The sequence below is a fragment of the Falsiroseomonas frigidaquae genome (genome assembly GCF_012163145.1).
Lineage (GTDB): Bacteria > Pseudomonadota > Alphaproteobacteria > Acetobacterales > Acetobacteraceae > Falsiroseomonas > Falsiroseomonas frigidaquae.
Window position 1 is genome coordinate 253,065 of the sequence record NZ_JAAVTX010000005.1, and the last position, 24,894, is coordinate 277,958.

The window sequence follows — 24,894 nt, forward strand, 5'->3', positions numbered from 1 at the left end:
GCGACGTATCAGGGCTGCGCTGGCGCGGCGTCATCCTGAATCCTGGGGTGGACCGTGGCGCCCTGCCGCGGCGCCCTATCGGAGACGCCGACATGACGACGACCCGCAAGACAATCCTGGCCACCGCCGCGCTGCTGCTGGCCGCCCCGATCATCACCGCCGGCGCCCTCACCACCAGCGCCGTGGCGCAGAGCTACCCGCGTGTCACCGGCACGGGCGAGAACATGATGGTGGATTACGGCCCGATGGGCCAGGGAACCCTGGTCGGCGGCGGCCGCGTGATGGTGTCGGACCCGACCGGCATGGATGTGCGGGTCGTGCATTTCGACGCCGTCTTCGCGCAGGCGCCGCGCCCCGGCTATGTGCCGCTGACCATCGGCTCCGGTGAATCGCAGCAGACGGTGTATGTTCCCGAAGCGATGGTGGACATGATGCGCCGCGCGCGCGGCAGCCAGCGCTGATCTGCGCCCATCCGGCCGCACCGCGCGGGCCGCTCATTCCAGTCGCGGTGTGGCCGTTCACTGCGGGTAAAGGGGTTCACCCGCAACCTGTTTCCTCCGCCAGGCGTTCCGGACCAGCCGGCTTCGGGCTATGCTGCGATGCGGCATGAGGAGTGGAACAGCAATGACCGAACGGCAGATCTGGGTGGTCTGGGGTGGCGTCTTCACCGATACCAACTTCACGGTACTGGAGAAGGGGACGGAGGAGCTGCACGGCCCCTACCACGACGAGGCCACCGCCAACCGTGCCTGGCAGGACCATATGCGGCGCAAGGTGGATATCGCCACGCACCGGCTGTTCGTGATGCTGGCGACCCCGACCAAAGCCGCCTGAGGCACCGGGTCTACGGCTTCGGCACCTGCGAGGATTTCGGCACCTGCCGGCGCCGCCCGAAGGCGGCGCGCAGCCCGGCCACCTGCTGCGCCAGGAAGCCGCCGGTGACGATCGCCGGGTCCGCCCCCGGAACCCCGGTGGCGGGAAAATGGCGCCGGTTCCAGTCGGCGGTGCCGAACATCCAGTCCCAGACCGGCAGTAGCACGCCGTAATTCACCCCCTGCACATCGGTTGCCTGTTCGCCGTGATGCGCGCGGTGGAAGCGGGGCGAGACCAACAGGCGCTCGCCCAGACTCCCGAAATGCACCCGCGCATTGGCATGCGACAGCGATTCAACGATCCGCGTGACCAGCACGATCACCGGGAACTGCGCCGGCGGCACGCCGATCACCAGCGCCAGCAAGCCGAGCCACACCGCGGCAATCACGTCGTCCAGCAGGTGGTTCCGGTCATCGGTCCAGAAGGTCATCTGCTTCTGCGCATGGTGCACCGCATGCAGTTCCCACCACCAGGGAATGGCGTGCTGCAGCCGGTGGCGCCAGTACTCGCCGAAATCGAGCACCACGATATAGACCGCCAGCGCCACCAGCGGCGCCTGCCGCAGTGCCGGGAACAGCGATTCCAGCGTCGGCGGCACCGCGCCGAAATCCACGATGGTGCCGTGCAGCCAGACCTGCAGCGGCCGGAACAGCACGAACACCGCCAGTGGCAGGATGCCGAGGCGGATCAGCAGCGTGTAGAGGATGTCGGTCCGCACCGGCGCATGGTCGTCCCACCGCTCCACCGGTCGCCACTTCTCCAGTGTGCCGCACAGGACGATGCAGACGCCGATCTGCACCAGGCCGAGCAGCGCGAAGCCCAGCCAGTCGAAGGCCTCCTCCTCCCACGCCATCAGCCCCAGATCGTAGAGCGCCGGGATCAGCCAGGCCTCATGGATCGTGGCGCGGATGGCGTCGAGAAGGTCGATCATCCGGGTGCCTTGCCCCCTTCGGCCAGGAAACGCTCGAAGGCGGCGAGCGTGGCGTCGCTGACATGGTGCTCGATGCCCTCGGCATCCGCCTCCGCGATGTCGGCCGGCACGCCGAGGGCGGCGAGGAAGGCGACCACCGTCTGGTGCCGGGCGCGGACGCGGCGGGCCAGTTCGTGCCCCGCCTCGGTCAGGAAGACGCCGCGATAGGGCTTGGAATGGGCCAGCCCGTCACGCTTCAGCCGGCCGATGGTCTTGATGGCGGTGGCATGGGTGACGCCGAGGCGGCGGGCAATATCGGTCGGTCGCGCCTCCGCATCCCGCTCCAGCAGATCCGCGATGATCTCGACATAATCCTCCGCCAACGCGGCGGCGCGGGCGGTGCGGGCGGAGGCGTGGCGCGCGGCCTCATCCGCCCCTTCCGGCCCCCCATGGTCGGAAAGCTCAGGCAGCTCGGGCGGGTCGGGGTCCGGGCAGGAATCGGCCGTGGTCATGCGGCGGGTTTAGCACCCGGGAATGGCCGGTGCCAATTTGTGGCACCGGCTTCACATTATGCCAGGCCGGCCCGTCCGAACCGTCAGGCCGCGACCCGCCGCCGCCGCAGCAGCCCATGGCGGGGGGAGGCCACCAGCGCCGCCAGGAAGATCGCCGTCAGCGCCAAAACGATGGACCCGGCGGTGGAGGCATCGAGCATGAAGCTGATCTGGATGCCGACGATGGTCGCAGTGCAGGCACTCGCCACCGCCACCCAGACCATGCGGCCGAAGCGGTCTGTCATCAGGATGCCAATGGCGCCCGGTGTGATCAGCAGCGCCACCACCAGGATGACGCCCACCGCCTGCACCCCGGCGACGATGCTGGCCGCCAGCACCGTCAGCAACAGCAGCCGCAGCCGGCCGACATGCAGGCCGACGATCCGCGCCTGACCGGGGTCGAAGCAGAAGAGCACCAGGTCCCGCCCCCGCAATGCCAGCACCAGCAGGGCGGCGGAGGCGATGCCGAGCGTGGTCCAGAAATCCTCCGTCTCGATGCCGAGGATGCTGCCGAACAGCACATGGGAGAGATGGACGTTGGAGCGCACCTGCGACAGCAGGATCAGCCCGACGGCGAACATGCCGCTGAACACCACGCCCATCGCCGCATCCTCCTTGACCCGGGAGGTGGCACGGATGGCGCCGGAGGCGATGGCACAGGCCAGCCCGGCGGCGAAGGCGCCGATCACCAGCGGAATGCCGATCAGCCAGGCGCCGACCACGCCGGGCAGGATGGCGTGGCTGACCGCATCGCCCATCAGCGACCAGCCCTTCAGCACCACGAAGCAGGACAGGATGGCGGACAGGGTCGCGACCATCAGCCCCACCGCCAGCGCCTGCTGCATGAAGCCGTATTGCCAGGGCTGGATCAGCGCCTCGATCATGCGGGGGTCCCAACAGCCTTGGCCGCGGCGCGGCGGGTGGCGCGGATGCCGTGCTTCGGCGCGAAGACCAGCACGGCCACGAAGATCGCCGCCTGCAGCGCCACGATGCTGCCGCCGGTCGAGCCATCCAGGAAGTAGCTGGCATAGGCGCCCACCAGGCCGGTGGAGGCGCCGATGAAGGTGGCGATGGCCGCCATCCGCCCGAAGCGGTCGGCCAGCAGATAGGCGGTGGCGCCCGGCGTCACCAGCATGCCGATGACCAGCACCGCGCCCACCGCCTGCAGCCCCGCCACCGCGGTCGCCGCCAGCAGCATCAGCAGCAGGATGCGCATGTGGCCGGGGTTGCCGCCGGCTGCGACGAGCTGCACCGGGTCGAACAGCGACAGCATCAGGTCCCGCCCCCAGATGCCGAGCGCCAGCGCCACCACGCAGGCGATGATCGCCATCTGGATGATGTCCGCATCGGCGATGCCGAGCACATTGCCGAAGATGATGGTCTGCAGCCGGACATTCGACGGGAACAGCGACAGCAGGAACAGGCCGAGGCCGAAGAAGCCGGTGAATACCACGCCGATCACCGCATCCTCCCGGATCGGGGTGCGGCCGCGCAGGCCGGCCATGGCGAGTGCCGCCAGCATGCCGGAGGCGAAGGCGCCGATCGCGAAGGGGATGCCGCCGAGCCAGGCCAGCACCACGCCAGGCACGATGGCATGGCTCAGCGCATCACCCATCAGCGACCAGCCCTTCAGCACCACGTAGCAGGATAGCAGCCCGGCGACGGCGCCGACCAGGCCGGCGATGCCCATGGCGCGCAGCATGTAGTCGTATTCGAAGGGGATCAGGAGCTCGCTCATGGGCGGAGCGTTCCGGTCGCGATGGCCCCCACCCCAACCCTCCCCCGCAAGCGCGGGGGAGGGAGCAGCCATGGTCCTCCCCCGCGCTTGCCGGGGGTTGCGGCACTGCCGCGACGCTGAAGGCTGGTCGGGGTGGGGAAATCCGTCACGCGCACCCTCACAGATCCTGCGTCAGGCGGCCGAGCACCCGGCCATCGGGCGCCATCACCAGCGGCCGTTCGTCATCGGACAGCACCACCACGTGGCCTGCTTCCAGCGGCGCATGCGCCTTGGCCTGTTCCGGCAGGCTGTGCTGGCGCAGCGCGCCGCCGAAGGCGCGCAGCAGGTTGGGGCCGGTGAAGACCTCCGGCGTCGGCCCGGCGGCCAGCACGGTGCGGTTCACCAGCACCACATGGTCGCAGAAGGTCGGCACCGAGCCGAGGTTGTGGGTGGAGACCAGGATGATCCGGCCCTCGTCCCGCAACTGGGTCAGCAGTTCGACGATCGCATCCTCCGTGGTCACGTCCACGCCGGTGAAGGGCTCGTCCAGCAGCAGCAATTCGCCGCCCTGCGCCAGGGCGCGGGCCAGGAAGACGCGCTTGCGCTGGCCACCGGACAGCTCGCCGATCTGGCGCTCCGCCAGGTCCAGCATGCCGACGCGCGCCAGCGCCGCATCCACCGCCTGCCGGTCCGCCGCGCGCGGGATGCGGAGCATGTTCATGTGGCCGTAGCGGCCCATCATCACCACGTCGCGCACGCCGACGGGGAAGGACCAGTCCACCTCCTCCGCCTGCGGCACATAGGCGACGAGGTTGCGCTTCAGCGCCGCCTGCACCTTCTCCCCACCGATGCGCACCTGCCCGGCCGAGGGCCGCACCAGGCCCATGATCGCCTTGAACAGCGTGGATTTGCCGCTGCCATTCACGCCCACCAGCCCGCAGACCGTGCCGGGCTGCAGGCTGAAGCTGGCGTCGCGCAGTGCCAGGTGGCCGTTCGGATAGGCGACGGAGACGCCTTCCACGGATAGCCCGGCGCGCGTGCCGGGGGGACGCACCAGTGCGCCGTCCATCAACGGGGCGCCTGGTTGCCGAAGAAGCCACGCAGGATGATGTCCGCGTTGACCTCCAGCAGCTTCAGGTAGGTCGGCGCCGGGCCGTCCTCCGCGGTCAGGCTGTCCACGAACAGCGCACCGCCGTAGCGGGCCCCCGCCTCCCGCGCCACCTGGCGCATCGGGCGGTCATTCACCGTGCTTTCGCAGAACACGGCGGGCACGCGGGTGCGGCGCACCGCGTCGATCATCGCGCGGACCTGGCGCGGCGTGCCCTCATCCTCCGCGTTGATCGGCCAGAGATAGGCCTCGCGCAGGTCGTAGTCGCGCGTCAGGTAGCTGAAGGCGCCCTCGCAGGTGGCGAGCACGCGGCGATCGGCCGGCAGGCGGGCCAGGCTTTCGCGCAGCCTGGCATCTACGGCGCGGATCTGCGCGGCGTAGCGTTCAGCATTGGCTGCGTAGGTGGCGGCATTGGCGGGGTCGATGCCGGCCAGCGCCTTGCGGATGTTCTCGACATAGACCAGCGCCAGGGTGGGCGACATCCAGGCATGCGGGTTGGGCTGGTTCTCATAGGGCCCCTGGCCGATGCCGATCGGCGTGATCCCTTCCGTCAGGACCGCCTGCCGGGTGCTGCCGGCGCGGCTGAAGAAGCGTTCGAACCAGCGCTCCAGCCCCATGCCGTTCCACAGCACCAGGTCCGCGGACCGTGCCCGCACCACGTCGAGCGGCGTCGGCTCGTAGTCGTGGATCTCGGCGCCCGGGCGGGTCAGGCTTTCGACCAGCGCCGCCTCGCCCGCCACGTTCTGCGCCATGTCGGCGAGCACGGTGAAGGTGGCGACGATGCGCTTGGGCGCCTGGGCTGCGCTTGGCGTGGCCACCGCGCCCAGGGCGGCAAGTCCGAGCGTGGTGGCCAGCAGGTGGCGGCGGGTTGCGGCTTCGGTCATGCGAATCCCTTGATCGAGGATGGGCGAAGGAGCCTTGGGCGTGTCTCGGCTACAGATAAATGTCGTCTCTGGTTGATGATCTTGCTCGGCCGTCAGTATGTAGCCAAGGCTACAGGTGTCGCAAGGCCCTTGCAGATCGCAGAAGCGCGAGCGACGCACCAACTGGCTCGAAGAGCTTGCAATCCCGCCCCGCAGCCGTCATATCAGTCGGGTCATCGTCGTTTGGTTCGGCCTGCTCCTCCTGCTCAACCCCTTGAGTGCCGAGCCTGGTGTCCGTTTCCCCTCAGCGTGATCCGCAGCGCGATGTCGCGATGCGGCCTCCCTCATGAACGGAACACCTCCATCATGGCTATCGGCACTGTTAAGTGGTTCAACGCGACCAAGGGCTACGGCTTCATCCAGCCGGAAGACGGCTCCAAGGACGTCTTCCTGCACATCTCCGATGTGCAGCGCGCCGGTCTGCAGGACCCGCGCGAGGGCGACAAGATCGAGTACGAGATCCAGCGCGGCCAGCAGGGCAAGGAATCTGCCGGCAACCTGAAGCGCGTCTGATGCGCCGGGCCGGTTGATCCGGCCCGCGTTTCAAGCCTTCCAGCGGCCCCGTTGCCTTGTGCGACGGGGCCGTTTTGCTGTCCGCAGCCTTGCTGTCTGTGTTCGGCCTGTTGGATCTGCCGCGGGGGGGCGACGGGATCGCCCCCCTCCGGCCCGCCCGATGGATCAGGCGGCGTCGTTCAGATGGCAGGCGCTGCGCTGGCCGGGCGCGATCTCCCGCAGCTTCGGCACCTCCACCCGGCAGCGGTCGAAGGCGTGCGGGCAGCGCGGATGGAAGTGGCAGCCGGGCGGCGGGTTCAGCGGCGACGGGATTTCCCCCTTCACCGTGGCGAAGGCCCGCTTGCGATTGCCGATGCGCGGCACGCTGGCCAACAGCGACTGCGTATAGGGGTGGTTGGCGGCGGCGAAGACGCGCTCGGTCGGCGCTTCCTCGACCACCCGGCCGAGATACATGATCACCACCCGGTCGCTCAGATGTTCCACCACGCCGAGATCGTGGCTGATGAACAGGTAGGTGAGGTCCAGGTCCTTCCGCAACTGCATGAACAGGTTGAGGATCTGCGCCTGGATCGACACGTCCAGCGCCGCCACCGCCTCGTCGCAGACGATGAATTCCGGCGCTACCGCCAGCGCCCGGGCGATGCCGATTCGCTGGCGCTGGCCGCCGGAGAACTGGTGCGGGTAGCGCCGCTTGAAGGCCGGGTCGAGGCCGGCGCGGCGCATCTGCTCATCGACATAGGCATCGAAATTGGCGCGCGTCGCCAGCCCATGCACCAGCGGCGCCTCGCCGACGATGTCCGCCACCCGCATGCGTGGGTTGAGGCTGGCATAGGGGTCCTGGAAGATCATCTGCCGGCGCAGCTTGCCGATCTTCGCGGCCTCGCCCTGCATCGCGGCGACGTTCTGGCCGTTCCAGAACACCTCGCCCTCGGATTGCGGCAGGATGCCCGCGACGATCCGGCCGAGCGTCGACTTGCCGCAGCCGGATTCACCGACCAGGCCGACCACCTCGCCCTTGCGGACGCGGAGATCCACATGGTCCACCGCGTGGACGATCTCCTCCTTCACCGAGGCGCCGAGGCGACGCGCCAGCTTAGCGGCGATGTCGAGCTTCTTCGAGAAGCGGCGGGAGACCTGCCGCAGTTCGATCATCGGCGTCTCGCTATCCGCGAAGACGCGCGGTGCATCCGGCACCTGGGTCTGCATCTGGCTCTGGCTCATGCCGACTCCACCTCCTCGAGATGCGGGTGGTGGCAGCGTGCCAGGCGGTTCGGCAGCCAGGGATGCAGGGTGGGCATGACGATGCAATCCTCCGCCGCGCGCGGGCAGCGGGCACGGAAGGAACAGCCTTCCGGCAGGTTGAGCAACGACGGCGTCATGCCCGGAATCTGCCGCAGCGGCACGCCGCGCTTGTTGCGCGACGGCACGCTGCCGATCAGGCCATGCGTGTAGGGGTGCAGCGGCGCGTCCAGCACCTCCCCCACATCGCCGTATTCGACGACCCGGCCGGCGTACATGACGGCGATGTCGTCGGCGAGGCCGGCAACCACGGACAGGTCATGGGTGATCCACAGCATCGCCGTGCCGGTGGTGGCGCAAAGCTTCTGCACCTCCGCCAGGATCTGGCCCTGGATGGTCACGTCCAGCGCCGTGGTAGGCTCGTCCGCCACGATCAGGTCGGGCCGGTGAAGCAGGGCAATGGCGATGGCGACGCGCTGGCGCATGCCGCCGGAGAATTGGTGCGGATAGGATTTCAGGCGTTCATCCGGGGACGGGATGCCAACCATGCCGAGCGCATCGCGCGCCCGGGCGCGGGCATCGGCATCCGAAACCTTCTCATGCGCCTGCACCGTCTCGATCATCTGCGTGTCGATGCGCAGGACCGGGTTCAGCGTCATCATCGGATCCTGGAAGATCATGGCGATGCGGTTGCCTCGCAGGGTCCGCATCTCCTCCTCAGACAGGGTCGCGAGGTCGCGCCCCTGGAACAGGATGGACCCGCCGACAATGCGGCCGGGCGGATCTATCAGCTTCATGATGGAGAAGCCGGTCACCGTCTTGCCGGAGCCGCTTTCGCCGACCAGCCCCAGCACCTTGCCGCGGCCGATGGTGAAGGACACGTCGTTCACCGCCTTCACCACCCCGGCGCGGGTGAAGAAGTGGGTCTGGAGGTTCCGGACCTCCAGCGTCGGCGCCGCAGCCTGTGCGGCGACCAGCGTCGGCGCCGAGGTGTTCGTGGTATCAGCCATGGGCACCCTTACTTCTGCAGCCGCGGGTTCAACACGTCGCGCAACTGGTCACCGACCAGGTTGATGGCGACGATGGTCACCAGCAGCGCGATGCCTGGATAGAACGAGATCCAGTACTTGCCCGACAGCATGTATTCATAGCCGTTTGCGATCAGCAGGCCGAGCGAGGGCTCGGTGATCGGCACGCCAAGGCCGAGGAAGGACAGCGTCGCCTCCAGCGCGATGGCGCGTGCCACCTGCATGGTGCCGATGACGATCAGCGGCGGCAGGCAGTTCGGCAGCAGGTGGCGGAACAGGATGCGGTAGCGCGGCAGCGCCAGGCATTCCGCCGCCTCGATGTATTCGCGCCGACGTTCGACCAGCGCGGTGCCGCGCACCGTTCGGGCATAATACGCCCATTCCACAACCACGATCGCAATCACCACATTGGTGACCGACTTGCCGAGAAACGCCAAAATCATCAGCGCGACGAGGATCGACGGGAAGGACAGCTGCAGGTCGACGATGCGCATGATGATGCTGTCGGTCTTGCCGCCGGCATAGGCCGCGGCGAGGCCGAGCGAAGCACCGACCATGCAGGCGATGAAGGCGGAGCCGGCGCCGACGGTCAGCGAGATCCGCAGCCCGTACATGATGCCGGAAAGCATGTCCCGCCCCTGGTCATCGGTGCCGAGCCAGTAGGTGATGGCGCCGTCGCCGGATTGGGCGCCGGGTTCCAGCCGCCCATCCATGATGTCCAGCACCGCAAGGTCGTAGGGGTCCTGCGGCGAGATGAAGGGCGCCAGGATCGCCACCACGATGATGATGGAGATCACGATCAAGCCGCCCAGGGCGAGCTTCGATTCGGCGAATTCCGAGCAGAAGCGCCGGAACGGCGTTTCCACCTTGACCTTGGCGGGATCCTCGATGGGAGCTCCCTGGCCGACGACCGCGCTCATGCCGCGCTCCCCTTCACTTGCTGTCCAGCCGCACGCGCGGGTCGAGCACCGAATACATCAGGTCCACCACCAGGTTGATGGTGATGAACATCAGCACGACGATCATCAGGTAGGCGACGATGACCGGGCGATCGAGCACGTTGATGCTGTCGATGATGAGCTTGCCCATGCCGGGCCAGGCGAAAATGCTCTCCGTCACGACGGAGAAGGCGATGGTGCTGCCGAACTCCAGCCCAGTGACGGTGACGACCGGGATCAGGATGTTCTTGAAGACGTGCACGAAGGTCACGCGGAACGGGCTCAGCCCCTTGGCGCGGGCGAACTTCACGTAGTCCATCAGCATGGTCTCCCGCACCCCCGCGCGGGTCAGGCGGATGACCAGGCTGATCTTGAACAGCGCGAGGTTCAGCGCCGGCATCGCCAGATGCGTCAGCCCGTCCCAGGTCAGGAAGGACCAGCGCGTGCCGAGGATCTCCACCGTCTCGCCACGCCCCGTCGAGGGCAGCCAGCCGAGCTGGACGGCGAACACCATGATGAGCATCAGCCCGACCCAGAAGGTGGGCAGCGAGAAGCCGAGGATCGACCCCGCCATGATGCCCTTGCTGGCGAGGCTGTTCGGCTTCAGCCCGGCATAGAGGCCGAGCGGCAGGCCGATCAGGATCGCGCCGAAGGTGGCCGCGAAGGCCAGCTCCAGCGTCGCCGGCATGCGCTGCAGGATCAGTTCCAGCGCCGGCTCGTTGAACACGAAGGACCGGCCCAGATCGCCCTGCACCGCCTTGCCCAGGAAGATCAGGTATTGCTGCCAGAGCGGCAGATCGAGGCCGAGCGCCGCGATCGCGCGCTCACGCTCCATCTGGTCGGCATCCGGGCTGATCAGGATCTCGACCGGGTCGCCGATGGCGAAGACGCCAACGAAGACGATGATCGACATCGCCAGCACCACGCCGGCGGCCTGGATCAGCCGCCGCAGCAAATAGACGCTCATCCCGGTCCCCTTACTCTACCCGCTTGCCGCCCGCCTCAGCGGGCCGCGGCCGGGCGCGTGTCCTGCGCCCTGGTCAGTTCATCGACGCGCGCCTGGTGCGTAAAGCCGCGACGCGTCGCCCAGATGTTGGTCTGGATGTGCAGCGGGATCACCGCAACTTCCTCCGCCGCGATGCGCTGCGCACGGATCAGCAGCTGCTCGCGCTTCTCATTGTCCAGTTCGGACAGGGACTGCGTCAGCAGCGCATCGACCTCGGCGTTGGAGAAGCGCCCGCGGTTCGAGGCACCCCAGCCACGCTCCCGGCTATAGGTCGCCAGGATGTTGCGCAGCGGGTGGCTGCCATCCGGGTTTGAGCCCCAGCCGATCAGGAAGGAGGAGAATTCCTGGCGGCCGGCGCGGCCGACGAAGGTGGACCAGGTCTGCGCCTCCACCGCGGTGCGGACGCCGATGCGCGTCCACATCTGGCCGACCGCCTGGATGATGCGGCTGTCGTTGATGTAGCGGTCGTTCGGGCCGGACAGCGTGATGCGGAAGCCGTTCGGATAGCCGGCCTCGGCCAGCAGGCGGCGCGCCGCATCGGCGTCGTATTCCGGCGCCTCCAGGCCCGGCACGTGGCTATAGGTGCCCGGCGGCAGGAACTGGCCGGACGGCGTCGCGGCCCCTTCCATCACCCGCTCCGCGATCGCCTTGCGGTCGATCGCGATCGACAGCGCGCGACGCACGCGCACGTCGCGCAGCGGATTGCGGCCCAGCGGGCGGCCTTCATTGTCGGTGATCTGCGGCGAATTCTCATCCGGCGCGCGCAGGTGATCCAGGCCGAGGAAGACCAGGCGCAGGCCGACCGTCTCGGCCAGGCTGATGTTGGGGTCGCGGCGCAGGCGGGTCAGGTCGCTGGTCGGCACCTGGTCGATGACGTCAAGGTCGCCCGACAGCAGCGACGCGGTGCGCGTCGCGTCGTTGGTGACCATGCGGTAGTTCACCCGCTCGAAGGCCGGCTTGTCGCCCCAGTAGTTGTCGTTGCGCGCGAATTCGATCCGGTCGCCGTTGCGGTGGTTGACCACGCGCCACGGGCCGGTGCCGATGGCGGCGCGACCGCTGTTGAAATCCTCGGTCGCCGCATTCGCATGCGTCTCGGAATCGAGGATGCGGACATTCGTCATGTCCAGCGGCATCAGCGGATAGGGCTCCCGGGTGTGGAAGCGGATCGTCAGTGGATCGACGATCTCCATCCGCACGATCGGCCGCGCATAGGCGGCGTAGGAGGACGGGCTGTTCGGCACATTGGGCAGGCGCTGGATGGTGAAGACGACGTCTTCCGCCGTGAACGCATTGCCGTTGTGGAAGGTCACGTTCGGCCGCAGCTTGAATTCCCAGACGGTCGGGGCGACGGCACGCCACTCGGTCGCAAGGCCGGGGATGTTGCGCGCCGCGGAATCGGTGCCGACGAGCTTGTCGAAGATCATGTCGCTGACGGCGTTGTTCGGCGACAGCTGGTGGTAATGCGGATCGAGCGAGGTGACCGGCGAACCAACACCCATGTTCAGCGTCTGGGCCTGTGCCGCGGGCAACCCCACGGCCATCACGGACACCGCCGCCATGGCGGTCTTGCGGATGCTGTTTCGCATCACTCTCTCCTCAACAAAGCTTCCCCGAAGCGGCTTGTATAGCAGCCTGATACGTGAGCGGCTAGGCTGGCAGCCCGTTCATGTCGTCCCGAAGAGGTTCTCAATGAGTTTCGTTCGCCAGCGTACCGGCCGGGTGCTGCTTTCCGCTGCCCTGCTGGCCATGGCCGCGCCGGCCCTGGCGCAGGACCGCAACCTGACCATCGGCATCGGCGGGTCGCCCACCTCGCTGGACCCGCATTTCTACAATGCCTCGCCCAACATCAGCCTGACCATGCACCTGTTCGACCGCCTGACGGAGCAGGACGCGCAGGCGCGCATCCAGCCGGCGCTGGCGGAAAGCTGGCGCGCGGTGTCGGCGACGGTGTGGGAATTCAAGCTGCGCCCCGGCGTGAAGTGGCATGACGGGCGGGACTTCACCGCCGACGACGTCGCCTTCACCATCGGCCGAGCGCCCAACGTGCCGAACAGCCCGGGCGGCTTCGGCGGCTTCGTCCGCGCCATCACCCGCGTCGAGGTGGTGGACCCGCTGACCATCCGCTTCCACACCGCCGCGGCGCATCCGCTGCTGCCGACGGAACTGGCCTCGATCCAGATCATCTCCCGCCATGTCGGCGAGGGTGCGGCGACGGAGGACTACAATGCCGGCCGCGCCGCCATCGGCACCGGCCCCTATCGCCTGGTCTCCTATCGCCCCGGCGACCGCACCGAATTCGCCCGCAACGACGCCTATTGGAAGGGCGCGGAGCCGTGGTCGCGCGTGTCCTACCGCTTCGTCGCCAATGACGCGGCGCGCACCGCGGGCATCCTGGCCGGCGACCTCGACGTGATCGACCAGGTGCCGTCGACCGACATCGCGCGCCTGCGCCGCGACAACCGCCTCAGCATCGCGGAGATCCAGGGCCTGCGCCTGATCTACCTGATGACCGACTTCTCCCGCACTGACACGGCGCCGGTGCTGGTCAGCGACAATGAAGGCCGGCCGCTGGCGCGCAACCCGATGCTGGATTCCCGCGTGCGCCGCGCGCTGTCCATCGCCATCGACCGTGAGGCGCTGGCCGACCGGATCATGGAAGGCACGGCGAAGCCCACCGGCCAGTGGCTGCCGCCCGGCTCCTTCTCTTACAACCCGGCTGTGCAGACGCCGCGCCACGATCCGGAGGGTGCCCGCCGCCTGCTGGCCGAGGCCGGCTTCCCGCAGGGCTTCCGGCTGACCCTGACGACGCCGAACGACCGCTACCCGAATGATGCCCGCACCGCGCAGGCCGTGGCGCAGATGTGGAGCCGCGTCGGCGTGCGGACCGCCGTCGATGCGCTGCCCTGGACCAGCTATGCGGCGCGCAATTCCCGCCAGGAATTCAATGCCCGCCTCGCCGGCTGGGGCAGCGTGACTGGCGAGGCCAGCTACATGCTGGTGAACATCTTCGGCACCTACAACCGCGAACGCCGCACCGGCGCCTCCAACAATTCCCGCTATTCGAATGCGGAGCTCGATGCGCTGACGGCGCGCGCCGCCGGTACGCTGGACGATGCGGAGCGGGAGAAGCTGCTGCAGGAGGCGGTGGCGATGGTGGACCGCGAGACGGCGATGATCCCGCTGTTCCAGCTGGTGAATTTCTGGGCCACCCGCCGCGGCATCACCTATGAGCCGCGCATGGATGAGCGCACCGTCGCCATGGGCGCGCGCCCGGCGAACTGAGCGGGCGGGAGGGGCGCAGGCCCCTCCCCTACTCTTCCTCGGCCTCGGCGACCGGCAGGATGGCGGTTTCCTTGGGCGAGGCCAGCGCCAGGATGGTCTCCGTCCGCGCCACGCCGGCCTGGCCGCGCACCACCTCGGAAACGAAACTTTCCAGCGTGGCGATGTCAGGCAGCCGCAGCTTCAGCAGATAGCACCAGGCGCCGGTGACGGTGTGGCACTCGAGCACCGCCTCGCGCTGCTTCATCGTGGCCACGAAGCCGGCATCGCCATCACTTGGGTGCATGGCGACGAAGACGAAGGCGAGCAGCGGGCAGCCGGCGGCGACGGGGTCGAGGTCGATCCGCCAGCCGCGGATCACATGCCGCTCCTCCAGCCGCTTCACCCGCTCCGCGGTGGCGGAGACGGACAGGCCGGCAACCTTGGAGAGTTCCGCGAGGCCGGCCGCCCCGTTTTCCTGAAGGGCGACGACGAGGTTGCGGTCAATTTCATCCATGACGGCAACCTAGCCCAGTCACGCCAAAAAAAGAAACGGCGGGCTCGCGCCCGCCGCATATTTTCCGGCCAATCCGGGGAAGCTGCCTCAGATGTAGTGCTCGGCCAGCGGGCGGAAGCCGTTGAAGGCCTGGCTCGCATAGGTCGTCACATAGGCACCGGTGGACAGCAGCTGCACCTGGTCGCCGGCGTCGAGCGCCATCGGCAGGCGGTAGTTGGACTTCTCATACAGCGTGTCCGTGCTGTCGCAGGTCGGGCCGGCGATGGTCACGGGGCCTTCCGCGGCGCCGTCATACGGCGTGCGGAACTCGTAGCGGATGGACTCGCCCTCCGTCTCGGCCAGGCCGCCGAAGCGGCCGATGTCGAGATAGACCCAGCGCACGGGGTCATCCTCGGCCTTGCGGGAGACCAGCACGACCTCGGAAGACACCACGCCGGCATCGCCCACCATGAAGCGGCCCGGCTCGATCACCATCTCCGGCAGCGCATTGCCGAAATGCTCGGTCATGGCGCCCATGATGGCGTCGCCGAAGGCGTCGATCTCCGGCACTTCCGCCCGGTAGCGCACCGGGTAGCCGCCGCCTAGATTGACCATCCGCAGGTTGATGCCGGCGTCCTTCAGGTCCGTGAAGATCATCGCCACGCGGGCGATCGCCGCCTCATAGGCGCCGGTCTGGGTCTGCTGGCTGCCGACATGGAAGGAGATGCCATAGGGGTCGAGACCCCATGCGGCCGCCTTCACCATCAGCTCCTTCGCCATCGCGGCCTCGCAGCCGAACTTGCGCGAGAGCGGCCATTCGGCACCCTTGTTCTCGACGAGAATCCGGCAGTAGACGCGCGCCCCGGGAGCGGAACGGGCGAGCTTCCGCAACTCCGGCTCGCTGTCGAAGGCGAACATGGTCACGCCGGCGGCGAAGGCGGCCTTGATGGCGGATTCCTTCTTCACCGTGTTGCCGAAGGAGATGTCGGCCGCACGCGCGCCGGCCTCCAGGCAGGCCTGGATCTCTTCCCACGACGCGGCATCAAAGGACGAGCCGAGCCCGGACAGCCGATCCAGGATCGGCGCGGCCGGGTTGGCCTTCACGGCGTAGTAGACGCGCGCCAGCGGCATCGCGGCCTTCAGCCGGCTGTAATTCTGCTCAACGCGATCCACGTCCAGCACCAGACACGGCGTGGCGGGCGCATGGTCGCGCAGATACGAAGCGATTTTCGGGTTCATCGCGCCCGTACTCCCCTGCAAACAGTGGAGACTGCCCCTGTGGGGACTGCCCCTAGATTGACGAAACGGTCGAACGAACCAGCGACCAAGTGAGGCCGGCGGGGTGAGCCGCCGGGGTTGCCAGAACGCTGACGTCGTTGCGTTAACCTTGCGCCGCGGTGACCCTGTTCATGAGCAGATCATGATCGGGTTCCGTGGGCCTGGGGCCTTCGGCACGTGCGTACTGCGTCTGCGGCGCATATAGGCGCCGCGTGCCGGGGGGGAAAGCGGAAAATCGCCCCCCGGCCGTTTTTTTTCCGCGGCCGGCGATGAATGGCCGGAAACCGCCATGGTGCCCCCGGGGGGCAGGCCGGGAAGCCTCCGGAGAATCGCGCTGTTGTCGCGCGAATCCGCCGGAACGGGTTTTCCTCAGTTCGCCCGCAGCCCGCTGTTGGTCACCGTGATCCGGCTGGCGACGCAGACATTGATCCGCCGCAGTTCCGCCGCCTGGCCGTTGTTCCAGATCACCCGGAAATCGTAGTTGCCGGTGTTGGCGGCGCGGTAGCTCACCTGCCGCCCCGGCAGCAGGACGGAGGAGCCGAGCTGGTCGTTGCCCCAGCCATTCATGCTGGAATGGCTGAAATACAGCCGCTCCACGGTGCGGGAGGAGGCGTTGACCACGCGGAAAGCCGTGTTGCAGCTCTGCGACGGCACCACGACCACGCTGCGCTGCGGTTCCTGGACGCAGCCGCTCAGCGCCAGGGCCGCGGCACCCAGCGCTCCAATCCGGCGATTCATCTCATGCTCCCGTCATGTGACATCGTTGTAACGGGAGACAAATTAGAACGCTGAAAGTTCGATCCACAAGCCGCGGCGCGGCCCATTTGTATCCAACTGTTTCAGCGGATCAGGCCGGAGGTGGGGGAAGATGGGTCGGCCGCGGTGCTGCGCGGCATGCGCCCGGCCAGGAAGGCATCCCGCCCCGCCTCCACCGCCGCCTTCATCGCACGCGCCATACGAACAGGGTCGCGGGCATGGGCGATGGCGGAGTTCAGCAGCACCGCGTCGCAGCCCAGCTCCATGGCCAGCGCGGCGTCGGATGCGGTGCCGATGCCCGCATCGACCAGCACCGGCACGCGGGCCTGGGCGATGATCGCCTTGATCATGAAGGGGTTGGCGACGCCGAGGCCGCTGCCGATCGGCGCACCAAGCGGCATGATGGCGACGCAGCCCATCTCCTCCAGCCGCTTCGCCGCAACCGGGTCGTCGGCGCAGTAGACCATCACCTCGAAGCCATCGGCCAGCAGCGCCGCTGCCGCCTCGAAGGTGGCGGCCATGTCCGGGTACAGGAAGGGCGGCGGGCCGAGCACCTCCAGCTTCACCAGGTTCCAGCCCCCGGCCTCCCGCGCCAGGCGCAGGGTGCGGACGGCGTCCTGGGCGGTGAAGCAGCCGGCGGTATTGGGCAGGTAGGTGAAGCGGTCCGGCGAGACGAAATCCTGCAGCATCGGCTGCGAGGCATCGGACAGGTTCACCCGCCGCACGGCGACCGTGACAATCTCGGCGCCGGAGGCCTCGATCGCCGCCTTGGTCTCCGGCAGGTCCTTGTAGCGGCCGGTGCCGACGATGAGGCGGGAGCGGAAATGGCGACCGGCGACGGTCCAACCTTCCTCCACCCGGCCTTCCTCCACCCGGCCTTCATCGGCCTGCATGATCTGGTCCATCTCAGCCACCCCCGATGAAGTGCACGATCTCCAGCCGGTCGCCCTCGGCGAGCGGCGTCGTGGCCCAGGCGGAACGCGGCACGATCTCCAGGTTGCGCTCCACCGCCACCTTGGGCGCGGCCAGGCCGATCAGCCCGAGCAGCTCCGCGACCGAGGCGCCCTGCGGCACCTGCCGGCGCTCGCCATTCACCTCGACCGCGATCTGCCCGGCGTCGATCTGTGCGTTGATCTGTTGGGCCTCGGTCTGCGTCATCTGATGTCCCGCCATGCTCGAAAGATGGCGGGCGCGGCGGCCGCGAACAAGACGCGACGGGTGCAGGGCAGGCATCCCGCCGGCTCGCGCCCCGGCCCGCGCCCCGGCCCGCCTTCCGGCACGCGGCTTGCCCCTGCGGATCGGAGCGTGCTAGCCCGGCGCCCTGCCAGATATGGCCCTGCAAAACCTGGGACTCCCCCGTGAACCCGCCGCTGATCGTTGTCCTGAACGGCCCCAACCTGAATCTGCTCGGCACCCGCCAGCCGGAGATCTACGGCGCCGCGACGCTGGACGATGTGGAGGCGCTGTGCGCCGAGACGGCGGACCAGCTCGGGCTGGCGATCGATTTCCGCCAGACCAATGGCGAGGGCGAGCTGATCACCTGGGTGCAGGAATGCCGCGGCCGCGCCGCCGGCATCATCATCAACCCGGCCGGCTACAGCCACACCTCCATCGCCCTGATGGATGCGCTGAAGGCGACCGACCTGCCGATCATCGAGGTCCATATTTCCAACATCCATCGCCGGGAGGAATTCCGGCACCTCAGCTATGTGTCCAAGGCGGCCACGGGCGTCATCGCGGGTCTCGGCATCGGCGGCTATGCGCTGGCGCTGCAGGCGATCGCGGACCTGGTTGCCGAAGAAGGAGAGCCCTGATGTCGGGCGTGCATTTCGACGCGGCGGCGATCCGTGAACTCGCCAAGATCCTGCGGGAAACCGACCTCACCGAAATCGAGCTGGTGGAGAAGGACAGCCGCATCCGCGTGGCGCGGCAGATCACCGTGACGCAGGTGGCGCATATTCCAGCAGCCGGCGCGCCGGCCACCGCGGCGCCGGCCGTTGCCGCAGCCGCGGTGGCGGAGCCGGTCTCGGATGCCACGCATCCGGGGCTGATCGCCTCCCCCATGGTGGGCGTCGCCTATCTGTCGCCGGAACCCGGCGCGGCGGCCTTCGTGACGGTCGGTGCCAAGGTCAGCCAGGGCCAGACCCTGATGCTGATCGAGGCGATGAAGACCTTCAACCAGATCCGCGCCCCCCGCGCCGGCACCGTCACCCGCATCCTGGTCGAGGGCGGGTCGCCGGTGGAATACGGCGAACCGCTGATGATCATTGAATGACGGCGGCAGCCGTCAGCCGCCTGATGATGGAAGGGCCGCGGGCCCCGACATCTGAGACAGCGGATTTCCGCACGCCGCGCAGCGGCGGAAGGACAGCATGATGTTCAAGAAGGTCCTCATCGCGAATCGCGGCGAGATCGCGCTGCGGGTGCATCGCGCCTGCCAGGAAATGGGCATCCGCACCGTCGCCGTGCACTCCACGGCCGACAACACCGCGATGCATGTGCGGCTGGCGGATGAAAGCGTCTGCATCGGCCCGCCCTCCGCCCGCGACAGCTACCTGAACATGGCGGCGATCCTGTCCGCCGCCGCGATCACGGGGGCGGAGGCGATCCACCCCGGCTACGGCTTCCTGTCCGAGAACGCGAACTTCGCCGAGATGGTGGAAGCGCACGGCCTGGCCTTCATTGGCCCGACCGCGGCGCATATCCGCATGATGGGTGACAAGATCGCGGCCAAGGATGCCATGCGCTCGCTCGGCGTGCCGCTGGTGCCGGGCTCGCTCGGTGCGCTCGACAGCCTCGAGGAAGCCCGCGCCGTCGCGGAAGAAATCAAGTACCCGGTGCTGATCAAGGCCGCCGCCGGTGGCGGTGGCCGCGGCATGAAGGTGGCGCGTTCGGCGGATGAGCTGGAGGAAGCCTGGCGCGTCGCGCGCACGGAGTCCAAGGCCGCCTTCGGCGATGACAGCGTCTACATGGAAAAGTACCTGGACCGCCCGCGGCACATCGAGCTGCAGGTGATGGCCGACATGCACGGCAACGTCGTGCATTTCGGCGAGCGGGACTGTTCCCTGCAGCGCCGCCACCAGAAGCTGGTGGAGGAAGCCGGCAGCCCGGTGCTGACGGCCGATGAGCGGGATGCACTCGGCGCCCAGGTCACCAAGGGCCTGCGCCAGCTCGGCTACCGCAACGCCGGCACGCTGGAATTCCTCTGGCAGGACGGCCAGTTCGCCTTCATCGAGATGAACACCCGCCTGCAGGTCGAACACCCGGTGACGGAGATGGTCTGCAACGTCGACCTGGTGAAGGAACAGCTGCGCGTCGCGGCCGGGGAGAAGCTGGGCTACACCCAGGACGAGATCCGCTTCTCCGGCCACGCCATCGAATGCCGAATCACGGCGGAAGATCCCGAGACCTTCGTGCCGAACCCCGGCCGGGTGGATATGTACCACGCCCCGGGCGGCCTCGGCGTGCGCGTCGATAGCGCGCTGTATTCCGGCTACACCGTGCCATCCAACTACGACAGCCTGGTTGCCAAGCTGGTGGTGCACGGCCAGACCCGGGCCGAGGCGATCGCCCGGCTGAAGCGGGCGCTGGCGGAGATGGTGATCTCCGGCATCAAGACCACGCTGCCGCTGCACCAGCGGATCGTCGCGGACCCGGAATTCCAGGCCGGCGACTACACGATCCACTGGCTGGAGAACTTCGTCGCCCGCCAGGGCTGATCCTGGCGGCGACCTTTCCTGACACCGAGTGAAACAGGCTGCCCTCGCGATGCCGCGTTGATTGCCGCATAGTGGGCGCGTGAGCAGGCGCCAGTTCGAGATCACCCCTGACCTGATGCTCCGCGCCTATCGAGCGGGGTTGTTTCCCATGGCCGAGACCCGGCGGGGAGACCGGCTGTACTGGCTGGACCCGGAGCTTCGCGGCGTATTGCCGCTGGACCGCTTCCACCTGCCCCGCCGGCTGCGCCGTACCGTGCTGTCCGGCCCCTTCACCGTCACCACCAACCGGGATTTCCACGGTGTCATCGCCGCCTGTGCCGCCCCCGGCGAGGGACGCGAGGACACCTGGATCAACCCGGAGATCGAGCGCCTGTTCGGCGCCCTGCACCGCATGGGCCACGCGCATTCGGTGGAGGCCTGGCTGCCCGGCGAGGGCGGGCCGCAACTGGCCGGTGGGCTGTATGGCGTGGCCCTCGGCGGCGCCTTCTTCGGGGAGAGCATGTTCAGCCGGGCGCGCGATGCCTCGAAGGTCGCGCTGGTGCATCTGGTTGCGCGGCTGCGGCTGTTCGGCTTCACCCTGCTGGACGCGCAGTTCCAGACCGCTCACCTGGCGCAGTTCGGCTGCCAGGAAGTGCCGCGCCAGGCCTATAAGCGCCTGCTGTCGGAGGCGGTGGAGGAACAGGCGCGCTGGCAGGATGCGGTGGCGGCCGAGTCGGTGGCCGAGGAAATCCGTCGCCTCGGCGCTTGACCAGGGCGTGCGGCTACGGCTGCGCCCGGCATTCCAGGATGCGGATGTCATAGACCGGGTGCAGCAGCATGTTCACGCCCGGCGCCTCGGCGAACATCCAGCCGCGGAATACCGGGTTCTGCTCGGCCGGCAGCCGGCTGTCGCTGATCTCCATCCAGGCTGCCGCGTCCGGCACCTCATCCGGCGGGCGGGCATGGCAGGCGCGCACGGTGATGGTCAGGCTGCCGAAGCGCTCCGGCTGGTTCAGCGCGGCGCGCAGCACGGTGATCCGCGCCGTCACCTTGTCCAGCGCCTGCAGCACGGCGAGGCGCCGCGGCTGCCATTCCTGGGCGTAGACCGGGGTCGCGAGCAGCAGGAACGCAAGGGCCCAGCGCATCATGGCCGCTTCGGGCTCGGCAGCGCGGCAACCAGGTCAGCCAGCACCTTGCGCATCGCGGTCTCATCCACGCCCATCAGCACGGCATCCTCGAAGGCGTCACGCAGCACCTGGGCGGCCTCCCGGTGGTTCTCGGCCAGCACCTTCAGCTTCTCCCGGCAGGATAGCGGCGCACCATCCGCGCCGGGCCAGGTGGCCGGCGGGTCGAGGCTCATGGCGGGGGGCTCATGGCTGGGCCGGGGTGCCGAGGCTCGGCGCGGCGGGGGCGGCCTCGCCCCGGCTGGGCTGGCCCTCGGTCATCGAGAAGATGAAGCGGCCGAGCAGGCTTTCCAGGCTGATGGCGGATTGCGTGATGGTGATCTCCGCGCCATCGGCCAGGATGCGCTCCGACCCGCCCGGCACGAGGGAGACGAAGCGCCCGCCTAGCAGGCCCTCGCTGGCGATCTCGGCGGAGCTGTCGGAGGGCATGCGGAGGCTTGCATCGATGCGCATGGTCAGCACGGCGAGGAAGGTCTGCGGGTCGATCCGCTGGTCCACCACGCTGCCGACCTTCACGCCCGCGACGCGCACATCGGCGCCGGGCGCCAGCCCGTCGATCCGGTCGAACTTGGCGGAAAGCGTCAGCGCCGGGCCGGAGAAGCCGCCGCGGCCACTATTCGTCACGGCATAGGCGAGGAAGCTGCCGGCCACGAGCAGCACCAGCGCGCCGGCCAGGATCTCGGCGTAGGAACGGCCCTTCATATCTGTCGATCCCGGTTGGGGCGGTTCATCAGGAGCCGGGCGTCCAGGCCTCGTAGTCGCCGGTCGTCACCTGCCGGCGGCCACCGGAATAATCATGGCCGGCAGGGTGCCAGGCGAGCGCGGTGCCGGTCGGGTTCGGGCGATGCTCGGCCATCCAGGGATAGCGCTTTTGCTCCGGCATCGGCACGGCAGCGGTGTGATGTAGCCAGCCATGCCATTCCGGCGGGACGGAGGTCGGGTCGGGGGCGCCGGCAAACAGCACCCAGCGGCGCTTGCGGCCGTATTGCAGATAGTCCCGGCGGGACTCGTAATAGGCGTTGCCGAAGCGGTCCGTGCCGACCTTGCGGCCGGACAGGGCGGTGGTCAGGCGCATCATCAGCGACATGTGCGGTCCTTGGTCACGGCGCGGGAGGGGGCCGTCCTGGCATCTGCCGGGCCCCGCAGTTTCGCACAACCGGCCGGGCCACGCAAAACCATGTGTTGTCCACAGGATGTTGGGGATGCGGCGCGTTTTGCCCACCAGATACGGCTTCCGCCCTGCCGCCAGGGCCTTTAGGCTTCACGCCATGACAACACTCGCCGGAACGCTGTGGGACCAGGTAGGGCTGTGGCGGGTGCGCGCCGCGCCCGATCCCGACGCCACCCCCCGCCCGATTGCGCTGCCCGTTTCCTGGGATGAACAGGCGGCGGAGGCACTGGCCGCCCTGGCCCCGGGCAGCGGCCCGGTGGTGTTCCCGAAGCTGGCCGAGGGCTGGATCAGCCGGTTGGCGTTGCGCGGGCGGGAACTCGGCTTGCTCGCCGATGCCGCCGCGCAGGATGGCTTCGCCCACGCGCTGCGCGCCCTGTTGCTGTCCCGCCGGGGTGCGCCCGGCGTGGCGATCTGGCGCGCGGAAGCGCGCGGCGCATCCCGCTTCGTGCTGAACCTGCCGGCCTTCCTGGAGGCCGATGGCGGCTTCGACACCGCGCGCTACGCGGCCGCCGTGGCGCTGGCGGTGCGCGCGCTGGATATCTGGACCGGCGCCAAGGCGCCGCGGCTGTGTGTCGGCTATGCCGATCTTGCCGGCATGCTGGCCAGCCTCGGCCTGCGCTATGGCAGTGCGGAGGCGCGCGCCGTCGGTGCCGCCGTCGCCGCCCTGACCCGTGGCGCGGCGGAAGCCGAATCGGGAAGGCTCGCCGACATCCTGGGCGCGAAGGAGCCGCTGGCGCTGTTCGCCCCCGCCCCGCCGGGTGCCACGGTGGTGCCGGGCCTGGCGGAAGCCGCGCGCGCGGCGCTGGAGGCCGCGGCCGGCAGCCTCGGCCTGCGGCACCAGGCGCTGGTGGCGCTGGCCGCGCCGGATTGCGTTGAGGCGCTGCTGGGTGCCGAGACCGGCGGCCTCGCCCCCGCCCCCGGCGCCACCCGCCTGGCGCTGGACCAGCACGGATGGGTGGCGGAGGTGCCGAGTCGCGCCGCGCTGCGCATCGGCCGCGCGCAGGCGGAGGCGCTGCTGGCGCCCGTGCCGGATGCCGATTGGATCGCGATGGCGCAGGCCGCCGCGCCCTTCCTGCACCTGCCGCCGCCGATGCCGGTGGCCGAGGCCGCCCCGGCCCGCGCCGCCCCGCCGCTGCCGGAACGCGCGGCGACGCAGCCGCTGCGGCCCTCGGGGTCCGTCTGGCGGGTCTCGGTCGGCGGCCACAAGGTGGTGCTGCGGACGGCAGAGGACCAGCAGGGCCGGCTTTCCGAGGTCACCATCGCGCTGACCAAGGAGTCCGCCGCCTATCGCAGCCTGATGGACGCGATGCTGCAGGCGGTCTCGATCGGGCTGGCCTCCGGCGTGAAGCTGGACAGCTTCATCGAGGCCTATGCCTATACCCGCTTCGGTCCGGCCGGCACGGTGGAGGGCGACCCGGCGATCCGCCGCGCCACCTCGGTGCTGGACTGGGCCTTCCGGCGGCTGGCGCTGGATTATCTCGGGCGGCGCGACCTGGCGGACCCGTCGGAGGAGGATTGCGCGCCGGATGCCACGGGGCATGCGGCGGAACAGCTGCCCCTGCTGCCGATGGACCTGCCGGAGACCCCCACGCCGCGGGCGCGGCGGCGGCAGTTGAAGCTGGTGGGGTAAAGGGGCGCGTAGGCCCCCACCCCGACCCTCCCCCGCTGCGCAGGGGAGGGAGAAGATGCGCTTCCCTCCCCCGCGCTTGCGGGGGAGGGTCAGGGTGGGGGCAGCAGCCTCGCGACCACCCATCTCAACAAGGACCGCAAAAATGCCCGGCACCGTCGACGCCAACCTCGCCAAGCTCGGCATCACCCTGCCGCAGGCGCCCGCGCCCGTCGCGAACTACATCGGCTTCAACCAGGTCGGGAACCTGCTGGTCGTCTCCGGCCAGATTCCGCTGGTGGATGGCAAGATCAGCACCACCGGCAAGCTCGGCGCCGGCGTCTCGATCGAGGAAGGTCAGGCCGCCGCGCGCACCTGCTTCATCAACCTGGTGGCGCAGGTGAAGGCGGCGGTGGGCGACCTGGACCGGGTGAAGCGCGTGGTGCGCCTCGGCGGCTTCATCGCCTGCGGGCCCGAATTCACGCAGCATGCGCTGGTGATGAATGGCGCCTCCGACATGGCCGTCGCGGTGTTCGGCGATGCCGGGCGCCATGCGCGCAGCACCATCGGCGTTCCCTCCCTGCCCGGCGATGCGGCGGTGGAAGTGGAAGGCATGTTCGAGATCGGCTGAGGCATTGCCG

General features: G+C 69.0%; 30 protein-coding genes. 10 read left to right on the top strand and 20 right to left on the bottom strand.

The window, feature by feature from the left end:
* Window positions 1–92: 92 nt before the first annotated feature.
* Window positions 93–461, top strand: coding sequence for a hypothetical protein (locus HB662_RS17445; RefSeq protein WP_168051100.1), 369 nt, complete (start codon window positions 93–95; stop codon window positions 459–461).
* A 163-nt stretch (window positions 462–624) separates the two neighbouring features.
* A complete protein-coding gene (locus tag HB662_RS17450; RefSeq protein WP_168051101.1) occupies window positions 625–834 on the top strand; it encodes a DUF4170 domain-containing protein in 210 nt (69 codons plus the stop codon).
* Between the two features lie 10 nt (window positions 835–844).
* Here the strand turns inward: HB662_RS17450 and HB662_RS17455 are convergent, their stop codons facing one another.
* The 6 genes from HB662_RS17455 to HB662_RS17480 form a co-directional block, all read right to left on the bottom strand.
* Window positions 845–1,804 (bottom strand): sterol desaturase family protein, encoded by a 960-nt coding sequence (locus tag HB662_RS17455; RefSeq protein WP_168051102.1) that lies wholly within the window; start codon window positions 1,802–1,804, stop codon window positions 845–847.
* Window positions 1,801–2,295: a manganese-binding transcriptional regulator MntR gene (gene mntR / locus HB662_RS17460; RefSeq protein WP_168051103.1), complete on the bottom strand. Its 495-nt coding sequence runs from the start codon at window positions 2,293–2,295 to the stop codon at window positions 1,801–1,803. Before mntR ends, HB662_RS17455 begins: the two co-directional genes overlap by 4 nt.
* Window positions 2,296–2,378: 83 nt before the next feature.
* Entirely contained in the window at window positions 2,379–3,218 is an 840-nt protein-coding gene (locus tag HB662_RS17465) for a metal ABC transporter permease (RefSeq protein ID WP_168051104.1), read from the bottom strand.
* Window positions 3,215–4,072, bottom strand: coding sequence for a metal ABC transporter permease (locus tag HB662_RS17470; RefSeq protein WP_168051105.1), 858 nt, complete (start codon window positions 4,070–4,072; stop codon window positions 3,215–3,217). Before HB662_RS17470 ends, HB662_RS17465 begins: the two co-directional genes overlap by 4 nt.
* 157 nt (window positions 4,073–4,229) lie before the next feature.
* Entirely contained in the window at window positions 4,230–5,120 is an 891-nt protein-coding gene (locus HB662_RS17475) for an ATP-binding cassette domain-containing protein (RefSeq protein ID WP_168051106.1), read from the bottom strand.
* Window positions 5,120–6,043: a metal ABC transporter substrate-binding protein gene (locus HB662_RS17480; protein WP_168051107.1), complete on the bottom strand. Its 924-nt coding sequence runs from the start codon at window positions 6,041–6,043 to the stop codon at window positions 5,120–5,122. Before HB662_RS17480 ends, HB662_RS17475 begins: the two co-directional genes overlap by 1 nt.
* A gap of 345 nt (window positions 6,044–6,388) precedes the next feature.
* On the opposite strand from HB662_RS17480, the gene HB662_RS17485 reads away from it, so the two are divergent.
* Window positions 6,389–6,595, top strand: coding sequence for a cold-shock protein (locus HB662_RS17485; protein WP_168051108.1), 207 nt, complete (start codon window positions 6,389–6,391; stop codon window positions 6,593–6,595).
* A gap of 165 nt (window positions 6,596–6,760) precedes the next feature.
* Here the strand turns inward: HB662_RS17485 and HB662_RS17490 are convergent, their stop codons facing one another.
* The 5 genes from HB662_RS17490 to HB662_RS17510 are packed head-to-tail and all read right to left on the bottom strand — an operon-like array spanning window position 6,761 to window position 12,392.
* Complete coding sequence (locus HB662_RS17490) at window positions 6,761–7,801, bottom strand: ABC transporter ATP-binding protein (protein WP_168051812.1); 1,041 nt, start codon at window positions 7,799–7,801, stop codon at window positions 6,761–6,763.
* Window positions 7,802–7,812: 11 nt separating this feature from the next.
* Window positions 7,813–8,844, bottom strand: coding sequence for an ABC transporter ATP-binding protein (locus HB662_RS17495; protein WP_168051109.1), 1,032 nt, complete (start codon window positions 8,842–8,844; stop codon window positions 7,813–7,815).
* Window positions 8,845–8,852: 8 nt separating this feature from the next.
* On the bottom strand, window positions 8,853–9,782 hold the full coding sequence (locus HB662_RS17500) for an ABC transporter permease (RefSeq protein WP_168051110.1): 930 nt from the start codon (window positions 9,780–9,782) through the stop codon (window positions 8,853–8,855).
* 13 nt (window positions 9,783–9,795) lie between these two features.
* Complete coding sequence (locus HB662_RS17505; protein ID WP_168051111.1) at window positions 9,796–10,767, bottom strand: ABC transporter permease; 972 nt, start codon at window positions 10,765–10,767, stop codon at window positions 9,796–9,798.
* 35 nt (window positions 10,768–10,802) lie between these two features.
* Entirely contained in the window at window positions 10,803–12,392 is a 1,590-nt protein-coding gene (locus tag HB662_RS17510; protein ID WP_168051112.1) for an ABC transporter substrate-binding protein, read from the bottom strand.
* Between the two features lie 103 nt (window positions 12,393–12,495).
* On the opposite strand from HB662_RS17510, the gene HB662_RS17515 reads away from it, so the two are divergent.
* A complete protein-coding gene (locus tag HB662_RS17515; RefSeq protein WP_168051113.1) occupies window positions 12,496–14,088 on the top strand; it encodes an ABC transporter substrate-binding protein in 1,593 nt (530 codons plus the stop codon).
* Between the two features lie 28 nt (window positions 14,089–14,116).
* On the opposite strand, the gene HB662_RS17520 is transcribed toward HB662_RS17515, so the two are convergent.
* The 5 genes from HB662_RS17520 to thiS all read right to left on the bottom strand — a co-directional run bounded on the left by HB662_RS17520 (window position 14,117) and on the right by thiS (window position 17,752).
* A complete protein-coding gene (locus HB662_RS17520) occupies window positions 14,117–14,581 on the bottom strand; it encodes an Lrp/AsnC family transcriptional regulator (protein WP_168051114.1) in 465 nt (154 codons plus the stop codon).
* Window positions 14,582–14,668: 87 nt separating this feature from the next.
* Window positions 14,669–15,799, bottom strand: a complete 1,131-nt coding sequence (locus HB662_RS17525; RefSeq protein WP_168051115.1) for a type III PLP-dependent enzyme — start codon at window positions 15,797–15,799, stop codon at window positions 14,669–14,671.
* A gap of 408 nt (window positions 15,800–16,207) precedes the next feature.
* Window positions 16,208–16,576, bottom strand: a complete 369-nt coding sequence (locus HB662_RS17530) for a hypothetical protein (RefSeq protein WP_168051116.1) — start codon at window positions 16,574–16,576, stop codon at window positions 16,208–16,210.
* 101 nt (window positions 16,577–16,677) lie between these two features.
* Entirely contained in the window at window positions 16,678–17,499 is an 822-nt protein-coding gene (locus HB662_RS17535; protein ID WP_280864849.1) for a thiazole synthase, read from the bottom strand.
* A 1-nt stretch (window position 17,500) separates the two neighbouring features.
* Window positions 17,501–17,752, bottom strand: coding sequence for a sulfur carrier protein ThiS (gene thiS, locus HB662_RS17540; RefSeq protein ID WP_168051117.1), 252 nt, complete (start codon window positions 17,750–17,752; stop codon window positions 17,501–17,503).
* A 200-nt stretch (window positions 17,753–17,952) separates the two neighbouring features.
* On the opposite strand from thiS, the gene aroQ reads away from it, so the two are divergent.
* From aroQ to aat, 4 genes are all read left to right on the top strand, one after another.
* A complete protein-coding gene (aroQ, locus tag HB662_RS17545) occupies window positions 17,953–18,408 on the top strand; it encodes a type II 3-dehydroquinate dehydratase (protein WP_168051118.1) in 456 nt (151 codons plus the stop codon).
* On the top strand, window positions 18,408–18,869 hold the full coding sequence (accB, locus tag HB662_RS17550) for an acetyl-CoA carboxylase biotin carboxyl carrier protein (protein ID WP_168051119.1): 462 nt from the start codon (window positions 18,408–18,410) through the stop codon (window positions 18,867–18,869). Before aroQ ends, accB begins: the two co-directional genes overlap by 1 nt.
* A gap of 100 nt (window positions 18,870–18,969) precedes the next feature.
* Window positions 18,970–20,313, top strand: coding sequence for an acetyl-CoA carboxylase biotin carboxylase subunit (gene accC / locus HB662_RS17555; RefSeq protein WP_168051816.1), 1,344 nt, complete (start codon window positions 18,970–18,972; stop codon window positions 20,311–20,313).
* Window positions 20,314–20,428: 115 nt separating this feature from the next.
* Entirely contained in the window at window positions 20,429–21,061 is a 633-nt protein-coding gene (aat, locus tag HB662_RS17560) for a leucyl/phenylalanyl-tRNA--protein transferase (protein WP_209443379.1), read from the top strand.
* Window positions 21,062–21,074: 13 nt separating this feature from the next.
* Here aat and HB662_RS17565 read toward each other — a convergent pair whose 3' ends face one another.
* Genes HB662_RS17565 through HB662_RS17580 form a run of 4 tightly spaced genes read right to left on the bottom strand, consistent with a single transcriptional unit; the run spans window position 21,075 to window position 22,563 of the window.
* Entirely contained in the window at window positions 21,075–21,440 is a 366-nt protein-coding gene (locus HB662_RS17565; protein WP_168051121.1) for a DUF2155 domain-containing protein, read from the bottom strand.
* Window positions 21,437–21,652, bottom strand: a complete 216-nt coding sequence (locus tag HB662_RS17570) for a hypothetical protein (protein ID WP_168051122.1) — start codon at window positions 21,650–21,652, stop codon at window positions 21,437–21,439. Before HB662_RS17570 ends, HB662_RS17565 begins: the two co-directional genes overlap by 4 nt.
* A 10-nt stretch (window positions 21,653–21,662) precedes the next feature.
* On the bottom strand, window positions 21,663–22,178 hold the full coding sequence (gene mlaD, locus HB662_RS17575) for an outer membrane lipid asymmetry maintenance protein MlaD (protein WP_168051123.1): 516 nt from the start codon (window positions 22,176–22,178) through the stop codon (window positions 21,663–21,665).
* Between the two features lie 28 nt (window positions 22,179–22,206).
* Window positions 22,207–22,563: an NADH:ubiquinone oxidoreductase subunit NDUFA12 gene (locus HB662_RS17580; protein ID WP_168051124.1), complete on the bottom strand. Its 357-nt coding sequence runs from the start codon at window positions 22,561–22,563 to the stop codon at window positions 22,207–22,209.
* Between the two features lie 181 nt (window positions 22,564–22,744).
* Here HB662_RS17580 and HB662_RS17585 point away from each other — a divergent pair, with 181 nt between their 5' ends.
* Window positions 22,745–24,277 carry a TSCPD domain-containing protein gene (locus HB662_RS17585; protein WP_168051125.1) on the top strand — a complete coding sequence of 511 codons (1,533 nt, stop codon included), beginning with the start codon at window positions 22,745–22,747 and terminating at the stop codon, window positions 24,275–24,277.
* A 142-nt stretch (window positions 24,278–24,419) separates the two neighbouring features.
* A complete protein-coding gene (locus HB662_RS17590; protein ID WP_168051126.1) occupies window positions 24,420–24,884 on the top strand; it encodes a RidA family protein in 465 nt (154 codons plus the stop codon).
* The last annotated feature ends 10 nt before the right edge of the window (window positions 24,885–24,894 follow it).

Bases quoted from the DNA above. Each gene is read 5' to 3' on its own strand.
- HB662_RS17445 (WP_168051100.1), top strand. From the start codon at position 93: ATGACGACGACCCGCAAGACAATCCTGGCCACCGCCGCGCTGCTGCTG.
- HB662_RS17450 (WP_168051101.1), top strand. From the start codon at position 625: ATGACCGAACGGCAGATCTGGGTGGTCTGGGGTGGCGTCTTCACCGAT.
- HB662_RS17455 (WP_168051102.1), bottom strand. From the start codon at position 1,804: ATGATCGACCTTCTCGACGCCATCCGCGCCACGATCCATGAGGCCTGG.
- mntR (WP_168051103.1), bottom strand. From the start codon at position 2,295: ATGACCACGGCCGATTCCTGCCCGGACCCCGACCCGCCCGAGCTGCCT.
- HB662_RS17465 (WP_168051104.1), bottom strand. From the start codon at position 3,218: ATGATCGAGGCGCTGATCCAGCCCTGGCAATACGGCTTCATGCAGCAG.
- HB662_RS17470 (WP_168051105.1), bottom strand. From the start codon at position 4,072: ATGAGCGAGCTCCTGATCCCCTTCGAATACGACTACATGCTGCGCGCC.
- HB662_RS17475 (WP_168051106.1), bottom strand. From the start codon at position 5,120: ATGGACGGCGCACTGGTGCGTCCCCCCGGCACGCGCGCCGGGCTATCC.
- HB662_RS17480 (WP_168051107.1), bottom strand. From the start codon at position 6,043: ATGACCGAAGCCGCAACCCGCCGCCACCTGCTGGCCACCACGCTCGGA.
- HB662_RS17485 (WP_168051108.1), top strand. From the start codon at position 6,389: ATGGCTATCGGCACTGTTAAGTGGTTCAACGCGACCAAGGGCTACGGC.
- HB662_RS17490 (WP_168051812.1), bottom strand. From the start codon at position 7,801: ATGCAGACCCAGGTGCCGGATGCACCGCGCGTCTTCGCGGATAGCGAG.
- HB662_RS17495 (WP_168051109.1), bottom strand. From the start codon at position 8,844: ATGGCTGATACCACGAACACCTCGGCGCCGACGCTGGTCGCCGCACAG.
- HB662_RS17500 (WP_168051110.1), bottom strand. From the start codon at position 9,782: ATGAGCGCGGTCGTCGGCCAGGGAGCTCCCATCGAGGATCCCGCCAAG.
- HB662_RS17505 (WP_168051111.1), bottom strand. From the start codon at position 10,767: ATGAGCGTCTATTTGCTGCGGCGGCTGATCCAGGCCGCCGGCGTGGTG.
- HB662_RS17510 (WP_168051112.1), bottom strand. From the start codon at position 12,392: ATGCGAAACAGCATCCGCAAGACCGCCATGGCGGCGGTGTCCGTGATG.
- HB662_RS17515 (WP_168051113.1), top strand. From the start codon at position 12,496: ATGAGTTTCGTTCGCCAGCGTACCGGCCGGGTGCTGCTTTCCGCTGCC.
- HB662_RS17520 (WP_168051114.1), bottom strand. From the start codon at position 14,581: ATGGATGAAATTGACCGCAACCTCGTCGTCGCCCTTCAGGAAAACGGG.
- HB662_RS17525 (WP_168051115.1), bottom strand. From the start codon at position 15,799: ATGAACCCGAAAATCGCTTCGTATCTGCGCGACCATGCGCCCGCCACG.
- HB662_RS17530 (WP_168051116.1), bottom strand. From the start codon at position 16,576: ATGAATCGCCGGATTGGAGCGCTGGGTGCCGCGGCCCTGGCGCTGAGC.
- HB662_RS17535 (WP_280864849.1), bottom strand. From the start codon at position 17,499: ATGGACCAGATCATGCAGGCCGATGAAGGCCGGGTGGAGGAAGGCCGG.
- thiS (WP_168051117.1), bottom strand. From the start codon at position 17,752: ATGACGCAGACCGAGGCCCAACAGATCAACGCACAGATCGACGCCGGG.
- accB (WP_168051119.1), top strand. From the start codon at position 18,408: ATGTCGGGCGTGCATTTCGACGCGGCGGCGATCCGTGAACTCGCCAAG.
- accC (WP_168051816.1), top strand. From the start codon at position 18,970: ATGTTCAAGAAGGTCCTCATCGCGAATCGCGGCGAGATCGCGCTGCGG.
- aat (WP_209443379.1), top strand. From the start codon at position 20,429: ATGCTCCGCGCCTATCGAGCGGGGTTGTTTCCCATGGCCGAGACCCGG.
- HB662_RS17565 (WP_168051121.1), bottom strand. From the start codon at position 21,440: ATGATGCGCTGGGCCCTTGCGTTCCTGCTGCTCGCGACCCCGGTCTAC.
- HB662_RS17570 (WP_168051122.1), bottom strand. From the start codon at position 21,652: ATGAGCCTCGACCCGCCGGCCACCTGGCCCGGCGCGGATGGTGCGCCG.
- mlaD (WP_168051123.1), bottom strand. From the start codon at position 22,178: ATGAAGGGCCGTTCCTACGCCGAGATCCTGGCCGGCGCGCTGGTGCTG.
- HB662_RS17580 (WP_168051124.1), bottom strand. From the start codon at position 22,563: ATGTCGCTGATGATGCGCCTGACCACCGCCCTGTCCGGCCGCAAGGTC.
- HB662_RS17585 (WP_168051125.1), top strand. From the start codon at position 22,745: ATGACAACACTCGCCGGAACGCTGTGGGACCAGGTAGGGCTGTGGCGG.
- HB662_RS17590 (WP_168051126.1), top strand. From the start codon at position 24,420: ATGCCCGGCACCGTCGACGCCAACCTCGCCAAGCTCGGCATCACCCTG.